Below are 22,847 nucleotides of genomic sequence, written 5' to 3'. Positions count from 1 at the left end.
GTCCTGCGCAACGGGGACCGGAAGCCTGGCCCTTCACTCCTTCCAGCCGTTTGGCACCTCGCCCTGGCGGGGCGTGAGCTGCCACTTCGTCACTGTCCAGCGCCCCCCACGCTTTTCGAGAAAGATGGCAAAGGTCTGTCGGGTGGCGTCGATGTATTCGTACGCCTGCTTCGCGGTGGTCAGGCCCAGGTCCACCGTTCCGGCGACCAGGGCCGTGTTCGCGTCCTCGCGGCTGACCTCCACCGCGTACACACTGAAATTGCCCAGCTTGCGCAGGTTCGGGGGCGCGGCGCTGAGTTTCATCCAGGGCTGGGCGCGGGCGACGGCGGCGTCGATGCGGCGCACCCCCTCGGCGCGCTGCTCGGCGTTGCGGGGCACCTTCTTGTACTGGGCCGCCACGCGCCCCGCCACGGTGCTCAGGTCCCCCAACAGGCCAGCCGCCACGGCGAGGGGGTCGTTGTCCAGCCGAGCCGCACGGCCCTGCCCCATCCGGTAGGTGAGGTAGCGGGTGCTCCCGGACGAACGGTCCTCCAGCACGGCGTCGTCACGGCCACTGGCCCGGCGCACGGTAAAGCGGGGCAATACGTTCCAGTTCCAGCCGTCTGCACTCTGGGGGGGAAACGCTCCAGCAAAGGTGGCAAGCGCGGCGCTGCCCACGATCTTCTCGCCCTGGGAGCGGAAGAGGCGCAGGGCGGCCCCGGTGCTCCCCTCGCGCACGAGCGTGAGGTACTCCCGCTGCCCCGGCGCGCTGAAGGCCCCGCCGATCCCGTAGGCGGCGCCGTTTTCGGGAACTGCCGCGCGGAGCGCCCAGTCTTCCATTCCCGCACTGCTCAGGTCCTGCCGGATATCAGGCGCGTAGTTTTCCAACCAGCGGCGGTACTCGGCCGGAATGGAGCGCAGGTAGCGGTCTGCCTCGGCCGCCTTGCCCAGCAGCAGCAGCGTGCCGTATTCCGCCAGGTACGTGCCGCCCGAGGGTTCGTCCTCCTCCCCGCCGCGCGTGGTGCTGCCCAGCACGAATTGGGGAAAACGCAGGGTGTCGTCCACATAGCGCCCGCCCCGGTAGGCGTACACCAGGGGTAGCGCCGGGCTTTCCGCAAAGCTCAGGCCGTAGGCGTAGGCAAATCTCCAGTCGTTGCCGATCAGCTCCAGTGGTCCCCGGGCGTCCAGCTGCGCGGTTCCGAGTTCCTCGGTATGGGCGCTGTTGGCCCGCAGCAGCAGGCGGGGCGGCGCGGTCAGCGAATACACGGAATGGACAAAGCAGCAGTGCGCACCGCCACTGAACTGCGCGAGGATCACTTCGGGCACGCCGTCGCCCGTCAGGTCACGGCAACCCTGGAACTCCACCGAGGTGTCGGTCAACGTGATCGCCGCGCGGCCTCCCTGGACCAGGCTGATCTTGTCCGGCGGATCGTCGAAGCCGTTTTCGGAGAGCTTCACGGTGTATTTGCCGCAGGTGTGGGCGGTGGTCTTGATGGGCGGGGCCTTGTCCTGCCGGGCCGAGGCGAGGCCCATCAGGCCAGACAGGGCCAGCGTTCCCGTAAGGGCCAAGGCCGTGGGGAGCAGAAAGGGAATTCGGGACATGGACGTGGGCCTCCTTGCCCCGCAGCATAAGCCGCTGTGGAGGGAGCTGGGCCTACCCCTCGCGCTGGCCGGTGACCCAGTAGCGTACGCGCTCGGCAACGTTTTCCATGTGGTCGCCGATGCGCTCCAGGCTGCGGCCCACCCGCATCAGCATCAGGGCCTTGGAGATGTTGCGCGGGTCTTCGAGCATGTAGGTGACCAGCTCGCGCTGAATCTGCTCGTACAGGTCGTCCACCTCATCGTCCATCTGCAAGGTGGCCTCGGCGCGGGTCACGTCGCGGTCGGCAATGGCGGTGCGCAGGTTCTGACTCATCTCGCCCAGGCGTTCCAGCATCCGGGTCAGGCTGACGTAGCGCTTCAGAGCGGGTTGCTGCGCGAGTTCAGAGCCGTCTTCGGCCACGTGCACAGCGTAGTCGCCCATGCGCTCAATGTCGCTGAGGCTCTTGAGAATCAACGCAATCAAGCGCAGGTCCCGCGCGACGGGCTGATGCAGCGCGATGATCCGCAGGCACTCGGCCTCGATTTGGGCTTCCTGCGCGTCCACCTCGCGGTCCATCGCCCGGATCTCCGGCAAACGCTCGGCGCGTCCGTGCAGCAGGACGTCGCCCGCAATGGGGAGCATCTGCTCCACTGTGCCCAGCATATTCAGGGCACCGTTCAGAACGGCACGCAGATCGGTTTCGAGGGCTTCGCGCATGGGGTCTCCAGGGACGAACGTAGCATCTCCGCTGGGGATGAGGGTCAGGGGAACGTCAGCTCACGTGCAGGTTGCCGCTCGACCTTGCCTCCAATCAACTTCTGCTGTGACATTTATTCAATCTTTAGTTCATATTGTGCCGAGTTTGGCTTTATCAAAAGTTGGCAGAGTTCTTAGGGGAAGACAGCAACAAAAGATCACAATGGCGGACGAAACAAAAGCCGCGACCCGCGGACCAAAGGAGCGCATATGTCACACCTACATAGACTGTCCGAGATTTCCAGCAGGCACACCGACGACTTCCAGGGGACCTACAACCCTGTGGGGTCCACGGCATACATTGGGGGTGGCCAGCGTATTGGCACGGTGCGCGACGTCCTCGTCGACGACGATCAGGGCAAGATCCGCTACCTGCTTGTCGACACGGATGGCGGCAGCACCGAGGGGGCCTACATCGTGCCCATCGGCCTGGTACGCCTGGAGGACGACAGCGTTTATTTCGACGAGCTGACGAGCGGTCAGCTCGCAGGCCTGCACCGCTACAGCCACGACGAGGACTACACCTTTGACGTCCAGAGCAGCGACGAGCGCGTCCTGCGCGGTGAGGCGTCTGCTGGGGATGGCGAGCGCGTGTTGCAGGGAACCGGCGTGGGCACCGCGAGTACGGTGGCGGATACCGGTACCCAGGCGCGCTACGACTACCGCGACGAGGACACCGCTGACCGCATGTTCAAGACGCCCGAGCGCCTGCGTCTGCTTGAAGAGCGCCTTTCGGTGAACAAGGAGCGTTACCTCGCCGGCCAGGTGCAGATCGGCAAGCACGTGGAGACCCACACCGAGACCGTGAATGTGCCCGTGCAGCGTGAAGAGATCGTCATCGAGCGCCACGCCGTCACCGACGCCCGCCCGGTGGACGGCGACGTGTCCCTGAGCAGCGGCAGCGAGACGGTACGGGTGGAGCTGGAGGCCGAGCGCGTGGACGTGCAGAAGCAGGCCTTCGTGACCGAGGAGGTCGAGATCGGCAAGCGCGCCGTGACCGAGCAGCAGACCGTCACCGAGACGGTGGGCCGCGAGGTGCTGGACGTGAACCAGACCGGCGAAGTCCGCGTGACGGGCGACGCCGCCCTCACGGACGACGAGCTGCGCCGCAACGACAAGTAACGCCCCGGGTACGCGCCGCCCCAGGGCGGCGCGTACCTCCCCCGACGCTTCAGGAGAACCCCCATGACCCACGCCAAGAAACTGCTGCTCGCCCTGGCCCTCGTGGCCGCGCCCGTGACGGCCACCGCCCAGACTGACGACACCTCCACGTCCACGAGCACCACGGACACGAGCACGACGGACGCGGCGGGAACCACCGACGCTGGCACCACCGACGCTGCGACCACCGACACCACGACGACCACCGATACGACCAGCGGCACGACGGCAAACGACGCGGTTACCACGCCCAGCGAGAGTGACGGCGTCCCCGGCAACGAGCGCCAGGGCTTTCCCTGGGGCCTGCTGGGTCTGCTGGGCCTGCTGGGCCTGACGGGTCGCCGCGCTCCCGAGCCGCGCACCGAAGTTCACCTCGGCGGCCCCACCGACGGCCCCCGCCGCTAAACGCCCGCGCAGAACCGACACACGGCGCGCCGCCCCAGGAAAACATCCGGGGCGGCGCGCCGTGTGTCGGTTTTCTGCCGGTACGACTCAGCCGATGCCCACACCGCCCGGTAACGTGAAGCAAAAGGCATTGCGCTCGCCCTGGCGCTCGGCCCAGGCCTGACCGCCCCAGCCCTGCACGATGCTGCGGACGATATACAGGCCCATGCCGCTGCCCTGACCCGTCGCACCCTGTCCCCGCGTGTGGGCCCGGAAGAGGCTGCCCGCGTCTTCCAGGGGTGGGCCCTCGTCCAGCACAGCCACCTCCACCCAGGTGCCGCGCACGCTGGTCTGGACCTCGACGCTGTGGCCGGGCGGGCCGTATTTTAGGGCGTTTTCCACGAGGTTGAGCAGCACCTGCAGCAACTTGTCGGGGTCTGCCCGCACGAGGTGGTCCGCGCCGAAGGTCAGGGTGGTCTGGCGCGCACTCAGTTCGGGGCGCAGCAGGCGCTCGGCGCGGGCAAAGGCCTCGGCCAGGGCCAGCGTGCGGGCGCGGGTGGGCCGAAATCCCACGGCGAGGTCTTCCACAAGCCGGGCGAGGCGCTCGACTTCCTGCAGCCCCTGCCGCACGAAATTCTGCGCGAGGTCCGGGGGCATGTCGTATTCCAGTGCCTCCAGCACACCGCGCAGGCCAGTCACGGGTGTGCGGAACTCGTGCGAGAGCACCGCCGTGGCCTCCCGCAGTTCGGCTTCCCGGCGGCGGTGCTCGGTGATGTCCTCCACGATCAGCGCGCCCTCGGCCTCCGAACCGGAGGGACCGGGTTCGGCGCGGGTGGCGGTGCAGCGCAGGGTTCGCCCACCCACCTCCAGCTCCAGCTCGCCGCCGCGCTCGGTCAGGGCTTCCAGGGTGTGCCGCCGCACCACTTCCAGCAGGGGACGTCCGGCGGCGCGGTCTTGCGTAACGCCCCACAGGCGCACGGCCGCCGCGTTGACCCGCGTGACGGTGGGGGCCTCCGTGCGGCCCGCGCCGCCGCGAAACAGCAAGACCGCCTGAGGCAGGGCGTCCATCCAGGCGTCGGACAAGGGCTGCGTCAGGGGCAGGGCCTCCATCATCCTGCCTCCGCCCAGGGACGCATCCGGTAGCCTTTGCCGCGCACCGTCTCCAGAAAACGGGGGCGCGCAGGGTCGTCGTCCAGATGCGCCCGCAGCTGCGTGACGTGCTGGTCCACCGTGCGCTCGCCGCCCAGGAAGTCCGCGCCCCATACCCGGTCGAGCAGCTCTGTACGCGAATAGACCCGGCCCACGTTCTGCGTCAGAAAGGCCAGCAGATCAAATTCACGCCGGGTGAGGTTGAGCCTCGCGCCCGAGAGCCGCGCGTCGGCCGCGCTGAGGTCGATGTTCAGCGGCCCGTTTCCGAGGTGCTGCGGCGCGTCGGGCAGAGAGCGGCGCAGCAGCGCGCGCACCCGCGCCACGAGTTCAGCGGCGCTGAAGGGTTTGGTCAGGTAATCGTCCGCCCCGCTTTCCAGGCCCTCCACCCGTTCGGCCTCGGCGGCGCGGGCGGTCAACATCAGCACCGGCAGGCGGCGCAGCTCGGGGTCCGCGCGCAGTCGGCGCAGGTACCCGAGGCCACTCTCGCCCGGCAGCATCCAGTCCAGCACCAGGGCGTCGGCCCGGCCCACCGCTTCGCTGGCGGCGTGGGCCGTCTCGAACGCACTGACCCGCAGCCCAGCCCGCTCCAGGTGAAAGCGCACCACCTCCCGGACGGTGCCCTCATCCTCGATCACGACGACATGGCTCATCACGTTTTATTGTCGGCCCACACGTCAGGCGAGTGTCAGGGGAAGCGGTGCGCTTTCAGACGTCGGCAGAAAAAGTGGGTGGCTGAAAGCCGCCTCACACTGTTCTGTCCGCCGTCTGGGTGGAGTGGGTGTCGGGAAAGCTCAGCACGCGGGCGTCGCTCCACAGGCCTTCAAGGTCGTAGTACTCGCGGGCGTCTTTGGTCATGATGTGGACCACGACGCTGCCGCCAAACGCCAGCAGCAGCCAGCGTTCGCTGGGGCCCTCGACGCTTGGGCGGGGGAGCCCGGCCTCCTGGGCTTTCTCGCGGATGTTTTCCTGCACGGCGTTGAGCTGCAGGCCGGCGGTGGCGGTGCAGATCACGAAGTATTCGAGGGTGGAGGAGACGTCGGTGAGGTCGAGCACCACCACGTCCTCGGCGCGGCGCTCGCGGGCCGCGTCCACGATGGCGCGCAGTTGCTGCTGAATCTGGGGAAAGTGGGGATCGTTACTCTGGGTCATGGGGTCTCCGTTCGGGTGGAAGGGGCGGCGGCAGCAGGGGCCAGGGCAGCCAGGCTCTGCCGGGCGTCCATGCCCAGCAGAATACCCACCTCGCCCGCCTCCACCGGGAAACGTTCACCTTGCAGGCGGGGCAGGCCCAGCACGTCGGCCAGCGCTGTGGCTGCCCCCGCGTCCTCTCCAGTCAGCACCTGGCTGGCCTCGGCGCTGGCGGGCACGGCCTCAACGCGCACGTGAGCATAGCCCAACACCGCCAGGGCGCGGGCCAGGGCCTGCCCCAGATTCGCGCCGCTCGCGTCCACGATCTTGACCTTCACACGCGTGGGATTCTCATCGGGGACTTCTGCCGGTGGCCGCGCGCCACCGGCAGAAGCTCCCCCAGGAGGGCCCCAGAGGCGCGCGAGGGCGTCTCTATCTGCGGCGAGGTTGAAGGTGCCCGGAATGGTGGTGGTCGGCAGGGTGGCGAAGCTGAGCCGGAGCTTGCCCAGCTGCGGCGCGAGGGTGGTCAAGAGATTCGGGTCCAGGTTCGTCTCGACGCCGTTGCCTACGCCGCCCAGGATGGTGGGCAGGGCCGCCAGACCCTGCGCGGATTTGAGCCGCCCCGCGAGCTGCGTCAGCGCCTGCTTCTGGTGGTCGATGCGTCCGTAGTCGTCCCCAAAGCCCTTGCGCACGCGCAAAAACAGCACGGCCTCCTTGCCCGCGAGGTGGTGCGGCCCTGGGTTCAACTTGAGGTTCACCCCCGCTGCCCGGTCCACCCACTCGATCCCGCCCTCCGGCACGGTCACGTCCAACCCGCCAAGCGCGTCGATCACCCGCTCCACGTAGTCGGTCCGCACGATCACGTAGGCGTCCACGTGCTCGCCCGTGATCGTTTCCACCGCGTCCGCCAGGCCCTCGGGACCCTGAGACCAGTACCGGCTGTTGACCTTCTGCGAGGCCTTGGTCTGGCGCGGGTCGTAGGGACCGACGTTGGTGTCGCGCGGAATATTCAGGACGCTGACCCGGGTGCCGTCCACCTTCACCACCATCAGGGTGTCGGTGTTGGGCGTTTGCAGCAGCCCCGTGCGCTGGTCCTGATCGCGGCAGGGCGTGCGGTAGTAGCAGTACACGATGTCGCGCCCGGCGAGCAGCAGCGTGAAGCGGGGTAGGCCGTCGGCACTCAGGCCCGAGGCCGCTGCGCTCCCTGGCGAACTCATAACGGCGAAGCCGCCCAGCGTGAGGGCGGCCAGGCTCAGGCCAAACGCCTGCAGGGCCCTGAGCCGCGAGCGTGGGCGCGGCGAAGGAAAGGAGAAATCGAGTCGGGGAGGCGCAGGGGGGCGGGTCATGGCGCGGGGTGACGGTCGGGCTGGGGCAGCCGGGGCGCGTCCGGCACGGAGCCGTCCTGCCCGACGCAGGGCAGCGCGTGGTAGGACCGCAGCGTGCGGGGATGTACCCGGATGCCCCGCCCCTGCAGGTAGGTGACCTTGGAGACGATGGCGCGGCTCAGGGCCGCTTCCAGGTCGCAGAGCGCAAGTTCGCGGATGTCCTCGTTCACGCCTCGGCCGGGCTCGGAGACGTCGGCCACGTACACGCAGGCCGAGACCGGGTTACCGCCGCGCGGGCCAGTGGTGTGGTCCTCCACAGCTTCGAGGACGACCGGGTCCGCGTAGCCCCAGCGCTCCAGCAATGTGCGGGCTGCGCGCCCGTGCAGGGCGAGGGGATGCGCGAGGTCGATGGCGCACTCGGGCGGCGCGAGGCGCAGCAGTTCGGTATCGGGCAGGTCCCGGGCAATGTCGTGCAGCAGCCCAGCCGCGTAGGCCCGGGCCTCGTCGATCCCGGCCGCGCGTGCGATGCGGCACGCGAGGTCTGCCACGCGCAGCACATGATCGTAGCGGCGGGGCCGCACCATCAGCCGCACGCGCTCATCCCAGTCGGCAAGGTCGGCCAGGGGGTGCCGCAGATCGGGGCGCTCGGCAATCATTGGACTATGTGGGTCATGCGCCACACCATGACGTTTACTATACCCCCGCTCAAGGCGCGCCATCCTGACCGGCGCACCTTGAGCGGGGCTTCAGAAACTGGCGGTGTCTTCCCAAGGAGACGCGCGCCAAGGCGATGAAAGGGCCGCTCACGGGGCCTGGGGGGCCGGGGTCACCTGCCGCACGACGGTCAGCTCCACCCGTACGGGCTCGAGCGCCTGGGCGCCCGCCGCGAGCCTCAGGGTCACTGGCGCAGTGTAGGTGCCCTCATGGTAAGCGGCGGTGCCCCGCACCTCCCGCAACCGCGTGAGCACCTCCGGCGGAGCGACGACGCGGACCCGCGCGGGTGTGAGGCGCGCCGCCGTGACCCGCAGCGTTACCGGTGGGGGGGTCAGGACGACGGGGAGCTCGGCCACCGGCAGGGTGCCCGCGTCGAGGCGGCGGACCCGGACGGCCGAGGGCGTCAGGGTTACCCCCTCCACCGGGCGGCCCGTCTCGTCCAGGGGAATCAGCAGGACTTCCCGCTCCTCACCGGGCTCCAGCGTCACCGGACTGGCCACCACCCGGGCCACCCCCGTTACCAGACGTCCCGGTCCCCGGACCGACGCCTCGGTGGGGGTGAGCTCGTAACGCGGCAGGCTGTCACCCGCGGGGGAGGCCACGCTGACCACCACGGGCAGGCTGCTCGTCAGCACCGAGTCCACAAAGCCCTGCACCCGCTCAGGCTTGACGCTGCGCAGCGTCGTGCCGGTGGGGGCCTGAACGGTCACGGGCCGGGTAAAACTCGTCTCGGGTACGCCCGTCACGTCCACCACCGCCTCAATGTTCTCGCCGCGCAGCTCGCGCAGCCGCTCCGGGCCGCCCAGCAGGGTCACGCGCACGGTGGCGGGCGTAAGGTCGCGCACCTCACGCGTACCCACCCCACGCCCCCCTGTCGTGTCGCTGACGGTGACGGGCACGTCGTAACTCTGCTCCACCTTCGCCCGCCGGTCCGTCGTCGCCACGGACCACAGCACCAGCGCTGCTCCCAGGGCGAGCAGCTTGGCAGGCAGATTGTGGAGCAGCCGCCGCCAGACGTAACGGGGGCGGCTCCAGCGAATCAGACCGTCGGGTACGGACCTCACGCGCTGCCCCTTTCCGGGGGTTCCGCGCCTGCAACCGGGCGCCCCTCGGGCTCCGCGGGTGGGGAAGCCGGAACGCGGCGGGCAGGCTGAAGGTCTGCGTGGTCATACACCAGGGAGCGCAGCTGCTCGCGCAGTTCCGAACCGTTGAGGTCTGGGCCCAGTCGCCCGGCCAGCGCGATGCGCATGCTGCCCCGCTCCTCGCTGACCACCAGCACCACGGCGTCGGTCAGCTCCGACAAACCGATGGCCGCGCGGTGGCGCGTGCCGTAGCGGCGGTAGGTGCCGTCACCCGGCTGCAGCGGAAACAGGCATCCGGCGGCCACCACCCGTGAGCCCTGCAGGATCACGCCACCGTCGTGCAGCGGCGCGTTGCGGGCGAAGAGCGCCTCCAGAAAGGGTGCGCTGACCCGGGCGTCGAGCGACACCCCCGTCGCCGCGTACTCGCCCAGCGGGGTACGGCGTTCGATGGCGATCAGCGCCCCCGTCTTGCGCTCGGCCAGGCGCTCCATCGCGCGCGCGAGGTCTTGGAGCGCCGCGCCACTTGCCCCCAGATCCCGGCCACGGGGGCGGCCCACCCGTTCCAGCGCTGCGCGCAACTCGGGCTGAAACAGCACCACCAGCGCGAAGAGCCCCACCGTGCCCACCCTTCCAAGCAGGTAACTGAGGGTGGTGAGGTTCATGACCTCCGCCGCCGCCCATACCCCGGCGAACACCAGAATGCCTCGCAGCACGTTCACGGCCCGCGTGCCCACCACCAACAGGTAGCCCTGATAGATCAGGAAGGCGACGAGCAGCACGTCCAGCACGTCGCGCGCTTCCCATCCGTTCAGCAGGGTGGACAGCAAAGACACGGGGGGCGGCACTCCTTCCCGCCGCGAGAATTCAGGGGCGGCACCCGCCTACTATACGGGCCGGGGCGCAGCGAAGACCTCCATCAGAAGGATGAGAAAAAGCTCAGGAGCGTCCCCCAGTCCGCGCCCCTACACTGCGTTTATGCAAATTCGCTTCCTGGGCCACAGCGCCTTTTTGCTGGAAAGTGGCGGGCACCGCGTCCTGATTGACCCCTTCCTCACGGGCAACCCCAAGGCCGCCGCCACGGTGGAGGAGGCGTTGGGGTGGAACGTCAGCGCCGTGCTGATGAGCCACGCCCACGGGGACCACTGGGGCAATGCGCTGGACTTCGGGCGAGCGGGGGTGCCCATCGTCGGTACGGTGGAAATCGGCAGCTACGCGGCGAAGAACGGGGCCGTGAACGCCATCGGTGCGAACATTGGCGGTACGGTGCGCGCAGAGTGGGGCAGCGTCACCTTTACGCCCGCCTGGCACTCGTCCTCCTTTCCCGACGGCACGTATGGCGGGATGCCCACCGGCCTCGTCATCGAGATGGGCGGCGTGCGGCTGTATCATGCGGGCGACACCTGCCTCTTTTCTGACATGCGTCTGATTGGGGACCGGGAGCTGGACGTGGCCCTGCTGCCCATCGGCGATCACTTCACCATGGGGCCGCAGGAGGCCGCCCGCTGCCTGGAACTCCTGCGGCCAAGGGTGGCCATTCCCATGCACTACGGCACCTTTCCCATCCTGACGGGCGACCCCAGCGATTTCTTGCGTGAGGGCGAGGCCTGGGACGTGGAGATCCGCGTGCTGGAACCGGGGCAGGGAACGGAAGTGGAGGCGAGGGCTGGGGGCTGAGGTCGCTGGAAAACCCACCCTGTCCGGGCCCTCCCTCTTCTCCCCTCACGGCGTCTGTTGAAATTGCACCTGTACGCCCAGTCCGTCCGCCGCCTGCCGGGCCTGAGCCAACTGGGCGTGGGCGGCGGGCAGCAGGGCACGCTCGGGCCGTTGCCACAGCGCCTGGGCGATCTTGCTCGCGCGGCGCACGAGCAGCACCTCGCCGGCGCGCGCCAGGGTGACGGCGGCGAGCAGGGCCTGAGCACTCGGCGGCACGTCTGATAGGGGATCGAGGTTGACCAGGGCTGTGACGCGCTCGCCGTGACGGCGCAGGCTGACGCGGGCCTCGGGCACGGCGGGCCGCTGCTCGATCAGCACGTCGGCGTGGGGTCCCGCTGTGGCTGGCGTATTCAGGCCCCGCCGGGCGTCGTTGGCGAGTTCGTGGGCGGAAAGCATATGCCGCCGGGTGCGGGGCACGTACTCCACCCGCAAGGCAACCTCCCGCGCCTGCGTCTCGTCCAGCGCCTCCCGCGCGAGGTCTGCCAGCAGGTGCGGTCCCCGGCCCCGGCCCACCGAGGCGATCACGGCCTCGTTGTCGGTGTAGACGGTCAGGGGCTCGCCCACCGGGGCGTGGCGCACCGCTTCCAGCACGGCGCGCAGCTCGGCGGCGTTGTTGTCGGGGGCATCGAGCTGACCCTGGTAGCGCGTGGGCAGCTCGCCCGGCAGCAGCAGCACCAGGCCCCAGCCGCCCACGCCGGAGCCGTCGGGACGTTCGTGCCAGCTCGCGTCCACGTAGGCCTGGTTCATGGCGTGCCTCCCGGTGAGCGCCGGTGGCCGCTGGCGGCTGGCGACCAGAAAAACTTCCGGGCCTCGCCGGCAGGCCTACAGATCGAGGTCCAGCACCCGGGCCAGGACGCGGCGCGCGAGGGTGTGAAGGCTGCGGGGATCGTAATCGCCGCGCTCCACGGCGTCCAGAACCTGCGGCGCGAGGCCCGCTTCCTGGGCAAGGACCGTGAGGGGGATCCCGAGCAGGAGACGTCGGGAGCGCAGGGCGTGGGCAGGGGGAAAGGGGTGGGCATCGGCGGGGTCCATAAAGCATGATGCACCGCGCGCCGCGCGAATGCGATACTCCCCGCATGGACGTTCTGGCGCTGTACCGGGAAGCAGGCGCGTACCACGAGGGGCATTTTCTGCTTGCCTCGGGCCGCCACTCACCCAAATTCCTGCAATCCACCACCGTGCTGCAATACCCACGGCTCACTGAGCAGGTCGGCCGGGCCATTGCGCAGAAGCTGCGCGGGGAGGGCATCGAGGCGCAGACCCTCGTCGGCCCCGCAATGGGCGGCGTCGTGCTGGCCTACGAGGCCGCGCGTCACTACGGCACCCGGGCGATTTTCGCTGAGAAAGACGGCCAGGGCGGGATGAAGGTCCGCGAGGCCTTTACCGTTACGCCCGGTGAAACCTTCGTTGCCGTCGAGGACGTGCTTACCACTGGCGGCAGCGTCTTGAAGGCCGTCCGCGCGGTGGAAGCGCTGGGCGGCAGGTGCGTCGCCATCGCCTGCATCGTGGACCGGCGGGCGGAAGAGGGTCCCCTGCAGGGTTATCGGCTGGTGTCCCTGAGCCGGCTGCACTTCGACACCTACGCGCCCGAGGAGGTGCCGGAGTGGTTGGCCGAGCGGCCACTTCAGGAAATCTGACCGTTTTGGCCCTCGCGGAAGGCTTCAGGGAGGGCGTCCGCGTGGGTTAGGGCAGCTGTCCAAATGGCGCCGCGCGTGGAAGGGCACCCTTCACGGCGCCATTCTCCCCCATGCGCATTTCGCTCGCTGGGCTCGGTCAAAAAGAAGTCCGCACGTTGACCCTCTAGGGCGCCGCTCCCCTTCCGTTGCCGAAAGCGCCGCACCAGTTCGCACCCCAGTGCGTAGCCCGCCCCACGGGGCAGGCCCGGCTGCTGCCGAGCCGAACAACCGGTCGGCGTGGCTGTAGCCCGGGGCGCCCAGTTCGGCCAGCGCCCGCCCCGCCGACACAGCGGCTCCAGATCGTACCCAATCGGCGCGTAGGGTGGCGGCCCGCTCCGTTCCTCCGCCTCAAAATGCTGGGCCAGTCCCTTGGAGACGGGGGCTTCCGGGAGGGTAGAGCCGCACCCCGGCCCACGCGCGGCGCCGCGCGTGGGCCGGGCGAGCGGAGCGTTCGGTGCGCCAGCAGGCCGCGAAGTTTGGCTTTGCCGGACCGAGCGTGATTTGGAGCCGATGCCCAGTCGGCGTGTCTCTGCCGACGCCCGTTTCGGGAAGAGACCAGCTTGGACTGACGTACGTCGCCACATCGAAGGGGGCCGCGCTGTTCGCGGGCTTCAGAAGTTTGCCATGTCTGAATCCACCGCGCCGTTGGGCAGGGTATAAATGCCGTTCGCCTCCTGGTCCAGAAAGGCGTCGGGCAGGTAGGCGTAGCCCCCGTCGCCGAAGCCGCAGCCCCACGGGTTCTTCACGATCCACACGGCGGTGGGATAAGGTCAGCGGTCCCTGATTCTGCTCCGCGTATTTCACGCCATCGAGGGTCACGTTGCCGGTGTTCACGTGGCCGATCAGGTGAACGGCGTGTCCGCCCCGGTAGTTCTGACCGACCAGGCCCATGTTGGGGGTACCCGCCGTGCCAATGCTGTCGAAAGCCGCGTCCACCCCAAAACCCAGGATCAGCTGGTCGCCCCGGTTGAGCATCGCCCGCAACGTGAGGCGGCGAAAGGCCCGCTGCGCCTCCGCGGTGGAGAAGGGCGCCTTCCCAGGGGCGAACCACACCTCCTGGGCTGCCGTGGGACGGAAGTTGAAGGCGGCGTTGTCCTGAATTTCCCACTCGGGCTTCCAGGCACAGTTGTTCGTGCTGCCCTGGCACACCGGCTGCGCCTGCGCGGTGGTGTCGCTGCACGCCTGGTTCGTGTCGCTCGCGCAGGAGTTTTTCTGCGTAACGGGCTGCTTGCCTCCCGGCAGCGCCTGACGCCCGTACGGGGGGTTGTAGCGCCAGCGGACCTCGGTGGGAATCATACGCTTGCGCGCAATCGCGTCGTCGTAATCGCCTCAGCCCGCGCCGTCGCCCAGCACGCCGCCGTCGCCGCGCAGCCAGTAGTAGGCGTACTGCTCGGAGAGGTTGAAGGGCGCCTTGATCCGCCCATGATCTGGCGTTCGGGCGCCGAGACAAACCCGAACGCCATGCAGGTCCCCCGCGCCCCCTGGTTCTTGATGGACGTGATGGTGCCGAGGTTCCCACCTTTCATCTGCGCGAACAGCGGGTTGGTGGGCGTGAAGCGGCAGGCACCATCAGCGGGGTTCCTGTTGAAGCCGTCGCCGAGTTCCTGCCCGGGCTGTGAGGGCTTGGGTTGCGCGGGGGCTGGAGCGGCGCGCAGCCAGCTGCCCCAGGCCCGACACCACCGTCGCCTCGGTCAGGCCGAAGGAGCGCAGTACGGCGAGGCGGCCCAGCAGCGTGAGCTCCTGCGTGCGGCCATCACGCAGGCGAATGGTGGCGGGAACGGTCAAGCCTTCGGGAAGCTTCAAGGTCATGCGCGCCACGTCTGCCCGCAGGTCCGGGGCCTGTCTCAGGCGCGCCGTCACGTCCAGCCCTGCGCGCACCGCCGCTTCCTGCGCCTGAATGCGGGCAGTTCATCCAGATTGAGCGGGATGATGTTGGGGGACTTCAGCATCTGGGTAAACAGCGCCGGTTCCAGCGTGAGGCGCGAGAAGTGCAGGTCGCGAATGGTGATGGTCTGAAGCTGGCGTTGCTGAAGCTGCCGCGTGCTGATCTGAAAGATGGTGCGGTCCTGCGCCTGCGCCCCGCCGAGCAGGGTCCGGGTCAGGAGGACGGTGCAGGCGAGGGCGGACAGAAGACACCTCTTTCATGGCGGGCCCCTTGGCGCTGACCTGGCCGGAACGGGCAAAGCGGCTCCGCCCCGGCCCAGGGCAAACCGGGTGACTGGCTGACTTGACGCTGCCGAAGGCAGGCGGGGGCGCCTCGCCGTGTATCCACCTGAGGAGCCGGGGCGTCAACCGGGCGTCAAAAGGTTGCCAGGGCCTGTCCTCAACGCAAAGAGAAGCGGCCACCCCCCCGCAGGGAAGCGGACCGCCGACGTCTCAAAGCCGGTCGCTCTCAGCGCATGTGTCCGAATGGCGTCTCGCGTGGAAGGGCAGCCCTCACGGCGCCATTCTCCCCATGCGCATTTCGCTCGCTGGGCCCGGTCAAAAAGAAGTCCGCACGTTGACACATGCTCTTAGAGCTCCAAGAGAATCCGCGCCGGATCTTCCAGCAGGTTCTTGATGGTCACCAGAAACTGCACCGCTTCCTTGCCGTCAATGATGCGGTGGTCGTAGCTCAGCGCGAGATACATCATTGGGGCAATCACCACCTGCCCATTTTGGGCGATGGGGCGCTCGATGATGTTGTGCATCCCCAGAATGGCGCTCTGCGGCGCATTGATGATGGGCGTGCTCATCATGGAGCCGAAGGTGCCGCCGTTCGTGATGGAGAAGGTGCCCCCGCTCATGTCCTCCAGCGTCAGCTTGCCGCCCTTGGCCTTCTGGGCAAAGCCTGCGATCTCCTTCTCGATGCCCGCGAGGCTCATCTGGTCCGTGTCGCGCAGGATGGGCACCACCAGGCCCCGGTCCGACGCGACCGCAATGCCGACGTCGTAGTAGCCGTGGTAGATGATGTCCTTGCCCTCGACGCTGGCGTTGACCACCGGGAACGCCTTCAGCGCTTCGGTGGCCGCCCGCACAAACAGGCTCATAAAGCCGAGCTTGACCCCGTGCTTCGCCACGAACTGGTCCTGGTACTTCTTGCGCAGGTCCATCGCGGGCTTCATGTTCACCTCGTTGAAGGTGGTCAGCAGCGCCGCCGTGTTCTGCACCTCCTTGAGCCGCTCCGAGATGCGCTGCCGGATGCGCGTCATGGGCACGCGCTGCTCGGGCCGCGCGCCCTGCGGGACCTGCACGGCGGGAGCCTGCGCAGGGATACTGGCCGCTGGTTGCTGGCCTCCCGCTGCCCCCTGCACCCCAACCGGAGCCGCCGCGTCCTGCGGGCCCTGGTACGTCAGGCCGCCCTGCGCGGCGGCCACGGCGTCGGCCTTGGTGATGTTGCCGCGCGGGCCGCTGGCGGGAATCCGCGCCGGGTCCAGTCCCTGCTCGGCCACGATCTTGCGCACAGCGGGAGAGAGGTCGTCGCGGCGGGTGGCCTCGTTGCCTGCGGAGGTTTGGGGAAGCTGGGCGGGCTGCGCCGCTGCGCTCGCCTCCTCTGCCGCTGGCGCAGGCGTGGCCGCAGGAGCGCTGCCCGCGTCGCCCACAGTGCCCAGCACTTCCTCGCTGAGCACGGTGTCACCCTCGTTCTTGGCGATGGCGGTCAGCACGCCGTCTTGCTGCGCGGTGACTTCGAGGACCACCTTGTCGGTTTCGATCTCGGCCAGCACCTCGCCGCGCTTGACGGCGTCGCCGGGCTTCTTGTGCCAGGTCAGGAGCGTGCCCTCACTCACGGACTCGGAAAATACGGGAACCTTGATGTCGGCCATAACGCCTCCCTTTATACCCCCGGCGCGGTGTGACTGACCGGGGAACGTCCCAACGTCCCGCGGGGCGGCGCGGAATATGGGAAAAGGAGCCGGAGGATGCCCGGGGCCCCTCTGGGAAGGGCGGAGGTTGTTTGGCAGGGAATAGCGCGCGTGGGGTGGCCCCCTCGTCCCTGCCTTCGCCAGGCCCTCTGTGCTGCGCAGCTGTGCGAGGGAAGAAAAACGCCCCTCTCCCACGCGGGGAGAAGGGCGCTGCGCTTCTGGGTGAGGGGGCCACCAAGCGCAGATGAGGGCCTCAGCTCTGCGCCCCCGTCTCCGCCGTCTTGCGCACCTCGGCCTCCACCACCTTGCGGCTGACCTTCTCACCAAGGGCGGCGGCGATCACGCGCGCCTGCTCGGCAGCGTGGACGCTGGCGTATCCGGCGGCGGTGCTGGCGGACCGGGGGCGGCAGGCGCTGATCAGGGTCTGGCCGGGAGCAAGCACCTTTTCCAGGTCCTCCCAGATCATCAGCCACGCGCCCTGGTTCTCCGGTTCTTCCTGCGCCCAGACCACCTGCGCGCCGGGGTGTTTGGCCAGTTCCGCGGCCAGGGCCTCGCCAGGAAAGGGGTAGAGCTGCTCCAGGCGAATCAGCGCCGTGCCCGCGTACCCCTCGGCATCGGCGGCGCGGGCCTCGAACAGTTCCCAGTGCAGCTTGCCGGAACTGATGACCACGCGGCGGGCCTGCTGCACGGTGTCGTCGCCGATGACCTCCCAGAAGCGGCCCTCGGCCAGCTCGGACAGCGGGCTCATGGCGAGCTTGTGGCGCAGCAGGCTCTTGGGCGTCGCCACGATCAGCGGCTTGCGGTAGGGCCGCAGCACCTGGCGGCGCAGCAGGTGGAAGATCTGCGCGGCGGAGCTGGGCACCACCACCTGCATGTTCTTCTGCGCGCACAATTGCAAGTAGCGCTCAATGCGGGCCGAGGAGTGCTCGGGCCCCGCGCCCTCATAGCCGTGGGGGAGCAGCATGGTCAGCCCCGAGAGACGCTGCCACTTGCTCTCGCCCGCGCTGAGGAACTGGTCCACCACCGCCTGCGCGCCGTTGGCGAAGTCACCGAACTGCGCTTCCCAGGCCACGAGCGCCTTGGGTTCCGAGGTGGAGTACCCGTACTCGAAGGCCAGCACGGCCTCCTCGGACAGCGTGGAATCGATGATCTCCACCTGGCCTTGCTCCGGCGAAAGGTGCGCGAGGCTGAGGTATTCCTCGTCCATGGGGTCCTGCGCGCTTTGGTCGTGCAGTACGGCGTGGCGGTGGACGAAGGTGCCGCGCCCGGAGTCCTGGCCGTCGAGGCGCACGTTGTACCCCTCGGTCAGCAGCGTCGCGTAGGCGAGCATCTCGCCCATGCCCCAGTCCAGCGGCTGCTCCCCCCGGCTCATGGCGCGTCTGGCCTCCAGCACGCGGTTTACGCCACGGTGGGGCTGGAAGCCCTCGGGGAGTTCGGTAAGCTTCAGGCCCAGCTCGGTGAGCCTCACGGCGGGCACAGCGGTGGGCGTGTCGTCGGTCCAGTGGGTGGCGCGGTACTCGCTCCAGTCGGCGGCCAGCTTGCTCTGCTCCACGTTCTCGATCTCTTCCACCACCGCGTTGCCCGCGTCCAGCAGGTCGCGGTAGCGCTCAACGAGCCCGTCGCCCTCGCCCGCTTGCAGCACCCCCGCGTCCTCCAGCGCCTTCGCGTACAGGGCGCGGGTGCCGGGGTGGGCCTTGATCTCGCGGTACATGATGGGCTGGGTCATGGTGGGGTCGTCGGCCTCGTTGTGGCCGTGGCGGCGGAACGAGATCAGGTCGATAAACACGTCCTTGCCGAAGGTCTGACGGTACGCCAGCGCGAGGTCGCCCGCAAAGGCCACCGCTTCGGGATCGTCACCGTTGACGTGCAGCACGGGCGCGTTGGCGATCTTCGCCACGTCGGTGCAGTAGCGGCTGCTTCGGGTGTCCCGCGGGTCGGAGATGGTAAAGCCGATCTGGTTGTTGATGACGATTCGCACCGCCCCGCCTGTGGCAAAGCCGCGCAGGCGCGAGAGGTTCAGCGTCTCCATGACCACGCCCTGCCCACTGACGGCGGCGTCGCCGTGAACGGTGATGGGGAGCACCTGCTTACGCTCGGTGTCGCCGCGGCGGTCCTGACGGGCGCGCACCGAGCCGTGAACCACAGGCGACACGATCTCGAGGTGGCTGGGGTTGAAGGCGAGCGCAAGGTGCATCGCGCCGCCGGGCGTGCGCACGTCGCTGGAGTAGCCCATGTGGTACTTCACGTCACCCGCAATATCGGGGTCGTCGCTCAGCTTCTTCTTGCCCTCGAACTCGGCAAAGAGGTCGCTGGGCTTCTTGCCGAAGATATTGACGAGCACGTTGAGGCGGCCGCGGTGGGCCATGCCGATGACCGTTTCCTTCACGCCGTACGTTCCGGCCTGCTGAATGATTCGGTCCACGAGCGGAATAAAACTCTCGCTGCCTTCCAGCGAGAAGCGTTTCTGGCCCACATATTTGACGTGCAGGTAGCGCTCCAGGCCCTCAGCGGCGTTGAGCTTCTTCATCAGGCGGCGGCGTTCCTCCGGCGTGTAGTCGCCCCGGCCCCGGGTGGGCTCCACCCGCTCCTGGAACCACTGGCGCTCCACGGCGGGCAGGTAGTTGAACTCGAAGCCGATGGATCCACAGTAGGTCTGCTGGAGTTCGTCGATCACGTCGCGCAGCGGCCCCTTGAAGGTGCTGTCCTCCACGTACTCCTGGAGGTCCGCCGCCGACAGTCCGTAATACTCGGGCGTCAGCTCGGGCACCACGGGCAGGCCACGCATCTTGAGTGGGTTCATGTGGGCGCTGATGTGCCCGTACACGCGGAAGGCAGTGATCAGGGCCCCAGCGGCCTGCTGCGCGCCGCTCACGCCCCGGGGAACGGGAACGGTGACGCTGCCCCGGCGCTGGGTGCCAAGTTGGTAGAAGGCCTCCTGCACGGCGGAGTGCGGCGTCTCCTGCGCCCCGCCGCGCAACTCGTCGAAGTACGCGCGCCACTGGGGGTCTACGCTTGCGGGGTCCGCCAGGTACGCCTCATACAGCCCCTCGATAAAGGCCGCGTTCCCGCCGGACATGATGGTCTGTGACTGCTGCGTCATAGCGCCCTCCAGCATACCCCCGCCTCCTGCCGCCAAGACGGTCTGCTGACACACTGCCCATGTTCCCGGGAGGGGCACAGTTCCGCCGCCCCTCCCCCGGCGTTCATGAGCAGCTGGATGAGCGTTCGTGCCCCTTGACCTTGACACCCCTGTCATCAGAACTGGGTGGCAGGGCGGGTATGAATGGGGAGCAACCGCATGTGGGGAGGCAGAACTGGAGCGGAGGGTCCGCTCCGGGTGACCACGCCCACCCCCATTCACGAGGAGGAGTCCATGACCCGTTACCGTGATGACCGCCGCGACGACAGATACGACGACCGGGGCACGCAGGAGGGGCAATATGGCCGCGACGACGCGCAGCGCGGCTCTTTTGACCGGGGAGACATGGGCCGGGGAGGAATCGACCGCGATGACCGCTCCGTGCGCTCAGGCTACGGCACGCAGGGCTACAGCGGCCCCAAGGATGACCGTCAGAGCAGCTTTAGCGGCAATGACCGCTACGGAGATCCCCCTTACGGGCAGTCCGGCCAGTCCTACGGGCAGGACCGCATGACCCAGGGCAGCGCTCAGGGCGGCCAGGGCTACGGCCAGAGTCAGGGCTATCGGGGTCAGGGCTATTCAGGCGGGGACCAGATGGGTCAGGGCGTTCGGGGGTACCCGCAAAACCACCAGGGTCAGAGCCACGGGTATCAGGCTGGTTTTCAGAACGACTCGGGCGGACAGTTCCAGCTGCAGGGCCAGGGCTACGGCCAGGGCCCGGACATGTCGGGGCAGAGCGTACCGGGTCAGGGCAGCTACAGCCAGCAATACGGGCAACCCTACGGTCAGCAGGGAAACACCCAGGTCTATACCGTCCGTAAGCAGGGCATGGGTGGCGGTCAGGGGCAGTACAGCGCAGGCCAGATGGACGGCCAGTACCAGGGCCAGCAGTATCAGGGTGGCCCACCGCAGCAAGAAGGCCAGTTCGGCGAGATGAGCGGCACGGGCAGTTCCTTTGGCCAGGGCCAGAGTTACGGGCAGCGGGGGTACGGGCAGCAGAGTGGCCAGTCTGATTTCAGCACCGGCAGCCACCGGGGCAAGGGACCCAAGGGCTACCAGCGCAGCGATGATCGCGTCCGGGAAATGGTGAGCGACGCGCTCGAAGACGACCACTACCTCGACGCGAGCAACATCGAGGTGCAGGTGCAGGGCGGCGAGGTGACGCTGATGGGCACCGTGACGGACCGTCAGCAGAAGCGCCGCGCGGAAGACTGCCTCGAAGGCATTCGCGGCGTACGCGACGTCCACAACCAGCTGCGCGTGCAGGGTCAGGGTCAGGGTCAGGGTCAGCTGGGGCAGAGCAGCGTCTCCTCCAGCTTCACGCAGACCAACCGCGCCGAGCAGACGGGCACCCCCGGTGCGGGCGGCACGGTGGACCGCAGCGGCAGCGTGGGCTACGCCAGCAGCAGCGACACCCCGGCGGGCTCGCTGGGCAGCAGCGTGGACAGCCCACACGCGGAGAGCACCACGACGACCACCGCCGAGCAGAGCGGCGAGAACCGCTAAAGCCAGCAGGGCGGAGCGCTGAACCTGGGGAGCCTTCCCGCATTCAGCGTTCCTTTCCCCCTTTTGCCAGGAGGCGCTATGACTTCAGACGGTCCCCGCAATGCTTCCCAGAGCGGCCTACCCAAAGACGCTGGAAACGACATGGCCGAGCGCTCGGGCTACGCCGACGACTCGGAAAGCGGCATGAACGACACGCCCGTGGCAAACGGTGACCTGGGCGGCGCGGCGGGCACGGGCGTTCCCGATCCGCCCGGTCAGTCGAGCGACGGTCCCAGCGCGGGCACAACCTTTGGCACGGGTGGAGACGACGAGCGGATGTGACGATTGGCCGAGGACGCCTGAAGTTGGTCCTCCCAGACCTCAGGCGCTTGTGCTGCGTTTGATGGGGCTCAGACCCGCGCGCCCACGGTCTCGCCCGAGGTCCGTACCCGGCGGCGCACGCCCTCGGCGTACTCGGCCAGATCGGCCAGCAGGTCACGCACGTCGGCGCGCAGCAGGTACTGGCCACCGGGCAGCGGCGTGAGGGCCAGGAAGGGCGTGCGCGTCAAGGTGTCGAGGATGGTCTGGAGTTCGGCGAGGTTCACGCCACTGCCCAGCCGCTCGGCGAGGCGCGAGACCGTGATCACGCTGTGGGCCGGGTGCGCCGCCAGCGTGAGCAGCACGAACGAAAAGGCCCCGCGCTGCGCGAGGTGTGCGCCAACCAGTTCGGAGATGCTGGCCGCCGATTCCAGGTCCAGATTCCCAGCCTTCCAGTAGCCGTGCAGGTCCAGCGGCGACAGCGGCGCGAGGCGGGCATGTTCGATCAGTGCGCCCAGCGCCTCGCGGGTCAGGCGGGGTACGCCCTGGGGCCGCTCGGACTCGGGGAGGACCAGCAGGCGGTAGTTGGCCCCCTCGCGCCATGCGGGCTCGCGTAGGGCGTCGGCAGACAGGGCGAGCTGCACGGTGTAGCCGTGGGTGCCCAGTTCGGCCGCCAGCCGCACGATCCCCGGTGCGGGCGTGGTCAGGCGGTAGCCGGTCAGCCGAGCGAGTTCGGTGAGCTGCTCATTCACGCCTGTGGGCAGGGGCGCGGCGGCGCGGGGCGCGGGGCGGGGATCGTGCCGGGTGGCGACGGGGGCCGTGGAGGCACCCGCCTGGGCCGGAGCGGTGGTGCCCAGATTTGCTGTGGCCTGCGCCTGGGTGCGCGCCTCGGTCCCCGCTTCGGGAGCGGCCGCCAACCGAACCGTGACCGAGGGCTCGGCGGGAATATTCTCCCGAGCGGGCGGTGTTTCGCGGTGCGGCTGTTCACGGGTGGGTTGGGGACGAACCTGCTCCATGCGCACCTCGCGCACGTGGGGCGTGGCGTTGATCACCACCCGCCGGGCTTCCGGCTGACGGTCCAGGCCACTGGAGGAGCCGGGCAGTGGGGACGCGTGGGGCTTGACCACCGTTTCGACCGCGTAACGGCCCTCGCCCTGGGGTGTGAGCAGCAGCACGTCGTTTACGCCGAGGTTGCCCTCGTGGTACAGGGCGCGCAGCCCCCACACACGGCGGGCAGCGCGGTCCACCTCCACGGCGTATTCGCGGCCTCGGTCGTCCACCAGCGTGGCTGGGCCACTCTCGGGAAAGGTCGAGTCAAGGTATTTCAGCAGGCTCAGGCTGCCTTCTTGCAGGCAGGGCCGGGTAATGATGTAGCGCACTTGTTTCATGAGGGCAGAGTCCTCCATTGGGAACGCTC

The 22,847-nt window shown here is 68.7% G+C and carries 22 protein-coding genes; 6 read left to right on the top strand and 16 right to left on the bottom strand.

What is annotated here, in order from left to right; translation table 11 throughout:
- Positions 1-33: 33 nt before the first annotated feature.
- Both B9A95_RS27915 and phoU read right to left on the bottom strand, forming a co-directional pair.
- On the bottom strand, positions 34-1,581 hold the full coding sequence (locus B9A95_RS27915) for a hypothetical protein (protein ID WP_084050535.1): 1,548 nt from the start codon (positions 1,579-1,581) through the stop codon (positions 34-36).
- A 52-nt stretch (positions 1,582-1,633) separates the two neighbouring features.
- Complete coding sequence (gene phoU / locus B9A95_RS27910; protein ID WP_084050533.1) at positions 1,634-2,278, bottom strand: phosphate signaling complex protein PhoU; 645 nt, start codon at positions 2,276-2,278, stop codon at positions 1,634-1,636.
- Between the two features lie 249 nt (positions 2,279-2,527).
- On the opposite strand from phoU, the gene B9A95_RS27905 reads away from it, so the two are divergent.
- Together B9A95_RS27905 and B9A95_RS27900 are read left to right on the top strand one after the other, a co-directional pair.
- Positions 2,528-3,439, top strand: a complete 912-nt coding sequence (locus tag B9A95_RS27905; protein WP_084050531.1) for a PRC and DUF2382 domain-containing protein — start codon at positions 2,528-2,530, stop codon at positions 3,437-3,439.
- Positions 3,440-3,502: 63 nt separating this feature from the next.
- Positions 3,503-3,883 carry a hypothetical protein gene (locus B9A95_RS27900; protein ID WP_084050529.1) on the top strand — a complete coding sequence of 127 codons (381 nt, stop codon included), beginning with the start codon at positions 3,503-3,505 and terminating at the stop codon, positions 3,881-3,883.
- A gap of 87 nt (positions 3,884-3,970) precedes the next feature.
- Here B9A95_RS27900 and B9A95_RS27895 read toward each other — a convergent pair whose 3' ends face one another.
- The 7 genes from B9A95_RS27895 to cdaA form a co-directional block, all read right to left on the bottom strand.
- A complete protein-coding gene (locus B9A95_RS27895; RefSeq protein ID WP_139807012.1) occupies positions 3,971-4,975 on the bottom strand; it encodes a PAS domain-containing sensor histidine kinase in 1,005 nt (334 codons plus the stop codon).
- Entirely contained in the window at positions 4,972-5,661 is a 690-nt protein-coding gene (locus B9A95_RS27890; RefSeq protein WP_084050525.1) for a winged helix-turn-helix domain-containing protein, read from the bottom strand. Before B9A95_RS27890 ends, B9A95_RS27895 begins: the two co-directional genes overlap by 4 nt.
- A 94-nt stretch (positions 5,662-5,755) precedes the next feature.
- Positions 5,756-6,160, bottom strand: coding sequence for a ribosome silencing factor (gene rsfS, locus B9A95_RS27885; protein ID WP_084050523.1), 405 nt, complete (start codon positions 6,158-6,160; stop codon positions 5,756-5,758).
- Positions 6,157-7,482: an LCP family protein gene (locus B9A95_RS27880; RefSeq protein ID WP_084050521.1), complete on the bottom strand. Its 1,326-nt coding sequence runs from the start codon at positions 7,480-7,482 to the stop codon at positions 6,157-6,159. Before B9A95_RS27880 ends, rsfS begins: the two co-directional genes overlap by 4 nt.
- On the bottom strand, positions 7,479-8,117 hold the full coding sequence (gene yqeK / locus B9A95_RS27875) for a bis(5'-nucleosyl)-tetraphosphatase (symmetrical) YqeK (protein ID WP_084050519.1): 639 nt from the start codon (positions 8,115-8,117) through the stop codon (positions 7,479-7,481). The genes B9A95_RS27880 and yqeK overlap by 4 nt, the downstream gene beginning before the upstream one ends.
- A 147-nt stretch (positions 8,118-8,264) precedes the next feature.
- Entirely contained in the window at positions 8,265-9,239 is a 975-nt protein-coding gene (locus tag B9A95_RS27870) for a CdaR family protein (RefSeq protein WP_139807011.1), read from the bottom strand.
- Positions 9,236-10,081 carry a diadenylate cyclase CdaA gene (gene cdaA, locus B9A95_RS27865; RefSeq protein ID WP_245808562.1) on the bottom strand — a complete coding sequence of 282 codons (846 nt, stop codon included), beginning with the start codon at positions 10,079-10,081 and terminating at the stop codon, positions 9,236-9,238. Before cdaA ends, B9A95_RS27870 begins: the two co-directional genes overlap by 4 nt.
- A gap of 151 nt (positions 10,082-10,232) precedes the next feature.
- Here cdaA and B9A95_RS27860 point away from each other — a divergent pair, with 151 nt between their 5' ends.
- Complete coding sequence (locus tag B9A95_RS27860) at positions 10,233-10,931, top strand: metal-dependent hydrolase (protein ID WP_084050517.1); 699 nt, start codon at positions 10,233-10,235, stop codon at positions 10,929-10,931.
- Between the two features lie 45 nt (positions 10,932-10,976).
- On the opposite strand, the gene B9A95_RS27855 is transcribed toward B9A95_RS27860, so the two are convergent.
- Positions 10,977-11,717, bottom strand: coding sequence for a ribonuclease HI (locus B9A95_RS27855; protein ID WP_084050515.1), 741 nt, complete (start codon positions 11,715-11,717; stop codon positions 10,977-10,979).
- Between the two features lie 75 nt (positions 11,718-11,792).
- The gene (locus B9A95_RS27850; protein ID WP_084050513.1) at positions 11,793-12,002 is read right to left on the bottom strand and encodes a helix-turn-helix domain-containing protein; all 210 of its coding nucleotides are present in this window, start codon (positions 12,000-12,002) and stop codon (positions 11,793-11,795) included.
- Between the two features lie 44 nt (positions 12,003-12,046).
- Between B9A95_RS27850 and pyrE the strand changes: the two genes are divergently transcribed.
- On the top strand, positions 12,047-12,607 hold the full coding sequence (gene pyrE / locus B9A95_RS27845; RefSeq protein WP_084050511.1) for an orotate phosphoribosyltransferase: 561 nt from the start codon (positions 12,047-12,049) through the stop codon (positions 12,605-12,607).
- A 387-nt stretch (positions 12,608-12,994) separates the two neighbouring features.
- Here the strand turns inward: pyrE and B9A95_RS27840 are convergent, their stop codons facing one another.
- The 4 genes from B9A95_RS27840 to B9A95_RS27825 all read right to left on the bottom strand — a co-directional run bounded on the left by B9A95_RS27840 (position 12,995) and on the right by B9A95_RS27825 (position 19,603).
- Positions 12,995-13,942: a hypothetical protein gene (locus B9A95_RS27840; protein ID WP_084050509.1), complete on the bottom strand. Its 948-nt coding sequence runs from the start codon at positions 13,940-13,942 to the stop codon at positions 12,995-12,997.
- A gap of 273 nt (positions 13,943-14,215) precedes the next feature.
- Positions 14,216-14,524, bottom strand: a complete 309-nt coding sequence (locus tag B9A95_RS27835; RefSeq protein WP_084050507.1) for a hypothetical protein — start codon at positions 14,522-14,524, stop codon at positions 14,216-14,218.
- A 635-nt stretch (positions 14,525-15,159) separates the two neighbouring features.
- The gene (gene odhB, locus B9A95_RS27830) at positions 15,160-16,449 is read right to left on the bottom strand and encodes a 2-oxoglutarate dehydrogenase complex dihydrolipoyllysine-residue succinyltransferase (protein WP_084050505.1); all 1,290 of its coding nucleotides are present in this window, start codon (positions 16,447-16,449) and stop codon (positions 15,160-15,162) included.
- Positions 16,450-16,741: 292 nt separating this feature from the next.
- Positions 16,742-19,603 carry a 2-oxoglutarate dehydrogenase E1 component gene (locus B9A95_RS27825; protein ID WP_425429971.1) on the bottom strand — a complete coding sequence of 954 codons (2,862 nt, stop codon included), beginning with the start codon at positions 19,601-19,603 and terminating at the stop codon, positions 16,742-16,744.
- 258 nt (positions 19,604-19,861) lie between these two features.
- On the opposite strand from B9A95_RS27825, the gene B9A95_RS32780 reads away from it, so the two are divergent.
- Complete coding sequence (locus B9A95_RS32780; RefSeq protein ID WP_245808525.1) at positions 19,862-21,133, top strand: BON domain-containing protein; 1,272 nt, start codon at positions 19,862-19,864, stop codon at positions 21,131-21,133.
- A 78-nt stretch (positions 21,134-21,211) separates the two neighbouring features.
- Positions 21,212-21,454, top strand: a complete 243-nt coding sequence (locus B9A95_RS27815) for a hypothetical protein (RefSeq protein ID WP_084050503.1) — start codon at positions 21,212-21,214, stop codon at positions 21,452-21,454.
- A gap of 68 nt (positions 21,455-21,522) precedes the next feature.
- On the opposite strand, the gene B9A95_RS27810 is transcribed toward B9A95_RS27815, so the two are convergent.
- Entirely contained in the window at positions 21,523-22,818 is a 1,296-nt protein-coding gene (locus B9A95_RS27810; protein WP_245808524.1) for a hypothetical protein, read from the bottom strand.
- Positions 22,819-22,847 lie beyond the last annotated feature (29 nt).

It is taken from the genome of Deinococcus hopiensis KR-140, assembly GCF_900176165.1.
Classification (GTDB): domain Bacteria; phylum Deinococcota; class Deinococci; order Deinococcales; family Deinococcaceae; genus Deinococcus; species Deinococcus hopiensis.
This window is presented reverse-complemented; position numbering and strand designations above follow the sequence as displayed.

Bases quoted from the DNA above. Each gene is read 5' to 3' on its own strand.
- rsfS (WP_084050523.1), bottom strand. From the start codon at position 6,160: ATGACCCAGAGTAACGATCCCCACTTTCCCCAGATTCAGCAGCAACTG.
- B9A95_RS27905 (WP_084050531.1), top strand. From the start codon at position 2,528: ATGTCACACCTACATAGACTGTCCGAGATTTCCAGCAGGCACACCGAC.
- B9A95_RS27810 (WP_245808524.1), bottom strand. From the start codon at position 22,818: ATGAAACAAGTGCGCTACATCATTACCCGGCCCTGCCTGCAAGAAGGC.
- B9A95_RS27880 (WP_084050521.1), bottom strand. From the start codon at position 7,482: ATGACCCGCCCCCCTGCGCCTCCCCGACTCGATTTCTCCTTTCCTTCG.
- B9A95_RS27825 (WP_425429971.1), bottom strand. From the start codon at position 19,603: ATGCTGGAGGGCGCTATGACGCAGCAGTCACAGACCATCATGTCCGGC.
- B9A95_RS27815 (WP_084050503.1), top strand. From the start codon at position 21,212: ATGACTTCAGACGGTCCCCGCAATGCTTCCCAGAGCGGCCTACCCAAA.
- pyrE (WP_084050511.1), top strand. From the start codon at position 12,047: ATGGACGTTCTGGCGCTGTACCGGGAAGCAGGCGCGTACCACGAGGGG.
- B9A95_RS27855 (WP_084050515.1), bottom strand. From the start codon at position 11,717: ATGAACCAGGCCTACGTGGACGCGAGCTGGCACGAACGTCCCGACGGC.
- B9A95_RS27900 (WP_084050529.1), top strand. From the start codon at position 3,503: ATGACCCACGCCAAGAAACTGCTGCTCGCCCTGGCCCTCGTGGCCGCG.
- odhB (WP_084050505.1), bottom strand. From the start codon at position 16,449: ATGGCCGACATCAAGGTTCCCGTATTTTCCGAGTCCGTGAGTGAGGGC.
- phoU (WP_084050533.1), bottom strand. From the start codon at position 2,278: ATGCGCGAAGCCCTCGAAACCGATCTGCGTGCCGTTCTGAACGGTGCC.
- B9A95_RS27895 (WP_139807012.1), bottom strand. From the start codon at position 4,975: ATGATGGAGGCCCTGCCCCTGACGCAGCCCTTGTCCGACGCCTGGATG.
- B9A95_RS27860 (WP_084050517.1), top strand. From the start codon at position 10,233: ATGCAAATTCGCTTCCTGGGCCACAGCGCCTTTTTGCTGGAAAGTGGC.
- yqeK (WP_084050519.1), bottom strand. From the start codon at position 8,117: ATGATTGCCGAGCGCCCCGATCTGCGGCACCCCCTGGCCGACCTTGCC.
- B9A95_RS32780 (WP_245808525.1), top strand. From the start codon at position 19,862: ATGACCCGTTACCGTGATGACCGCCGCGACGACAGATACGACGACCGG.
- B9A95_RS27915 (WP_084050535.1), bottom strand. From the start codon at position 1,581: ATGTCCCGAATTCCCTTTCTGCTCCCCACGGCCTTGGCCCTTACGGGA.
- B9A95_RS27840 (WP_084050509.1), bottom strand. From the start codon at position 13,942: ATGATTCCCACCGAGGTCCGCTGGCGCTACAACCCCCCGTACGGGCGT.
- B9A95_RS27890 (WP_084050525.1), bottom strand. From the start codon at position 5,661: ATGAGCCATGTCGTCGTGATCGAGGATGAGGGCACCGTCCGGGAGGTG.
- B9A95_RS27850 (WP_084050513.1), bottom strand. From the start codon at position 12,002: ATGGACCCCGCCGATGCCCACCCCTTTCCCCCTGCCCACGCCCTGCGC.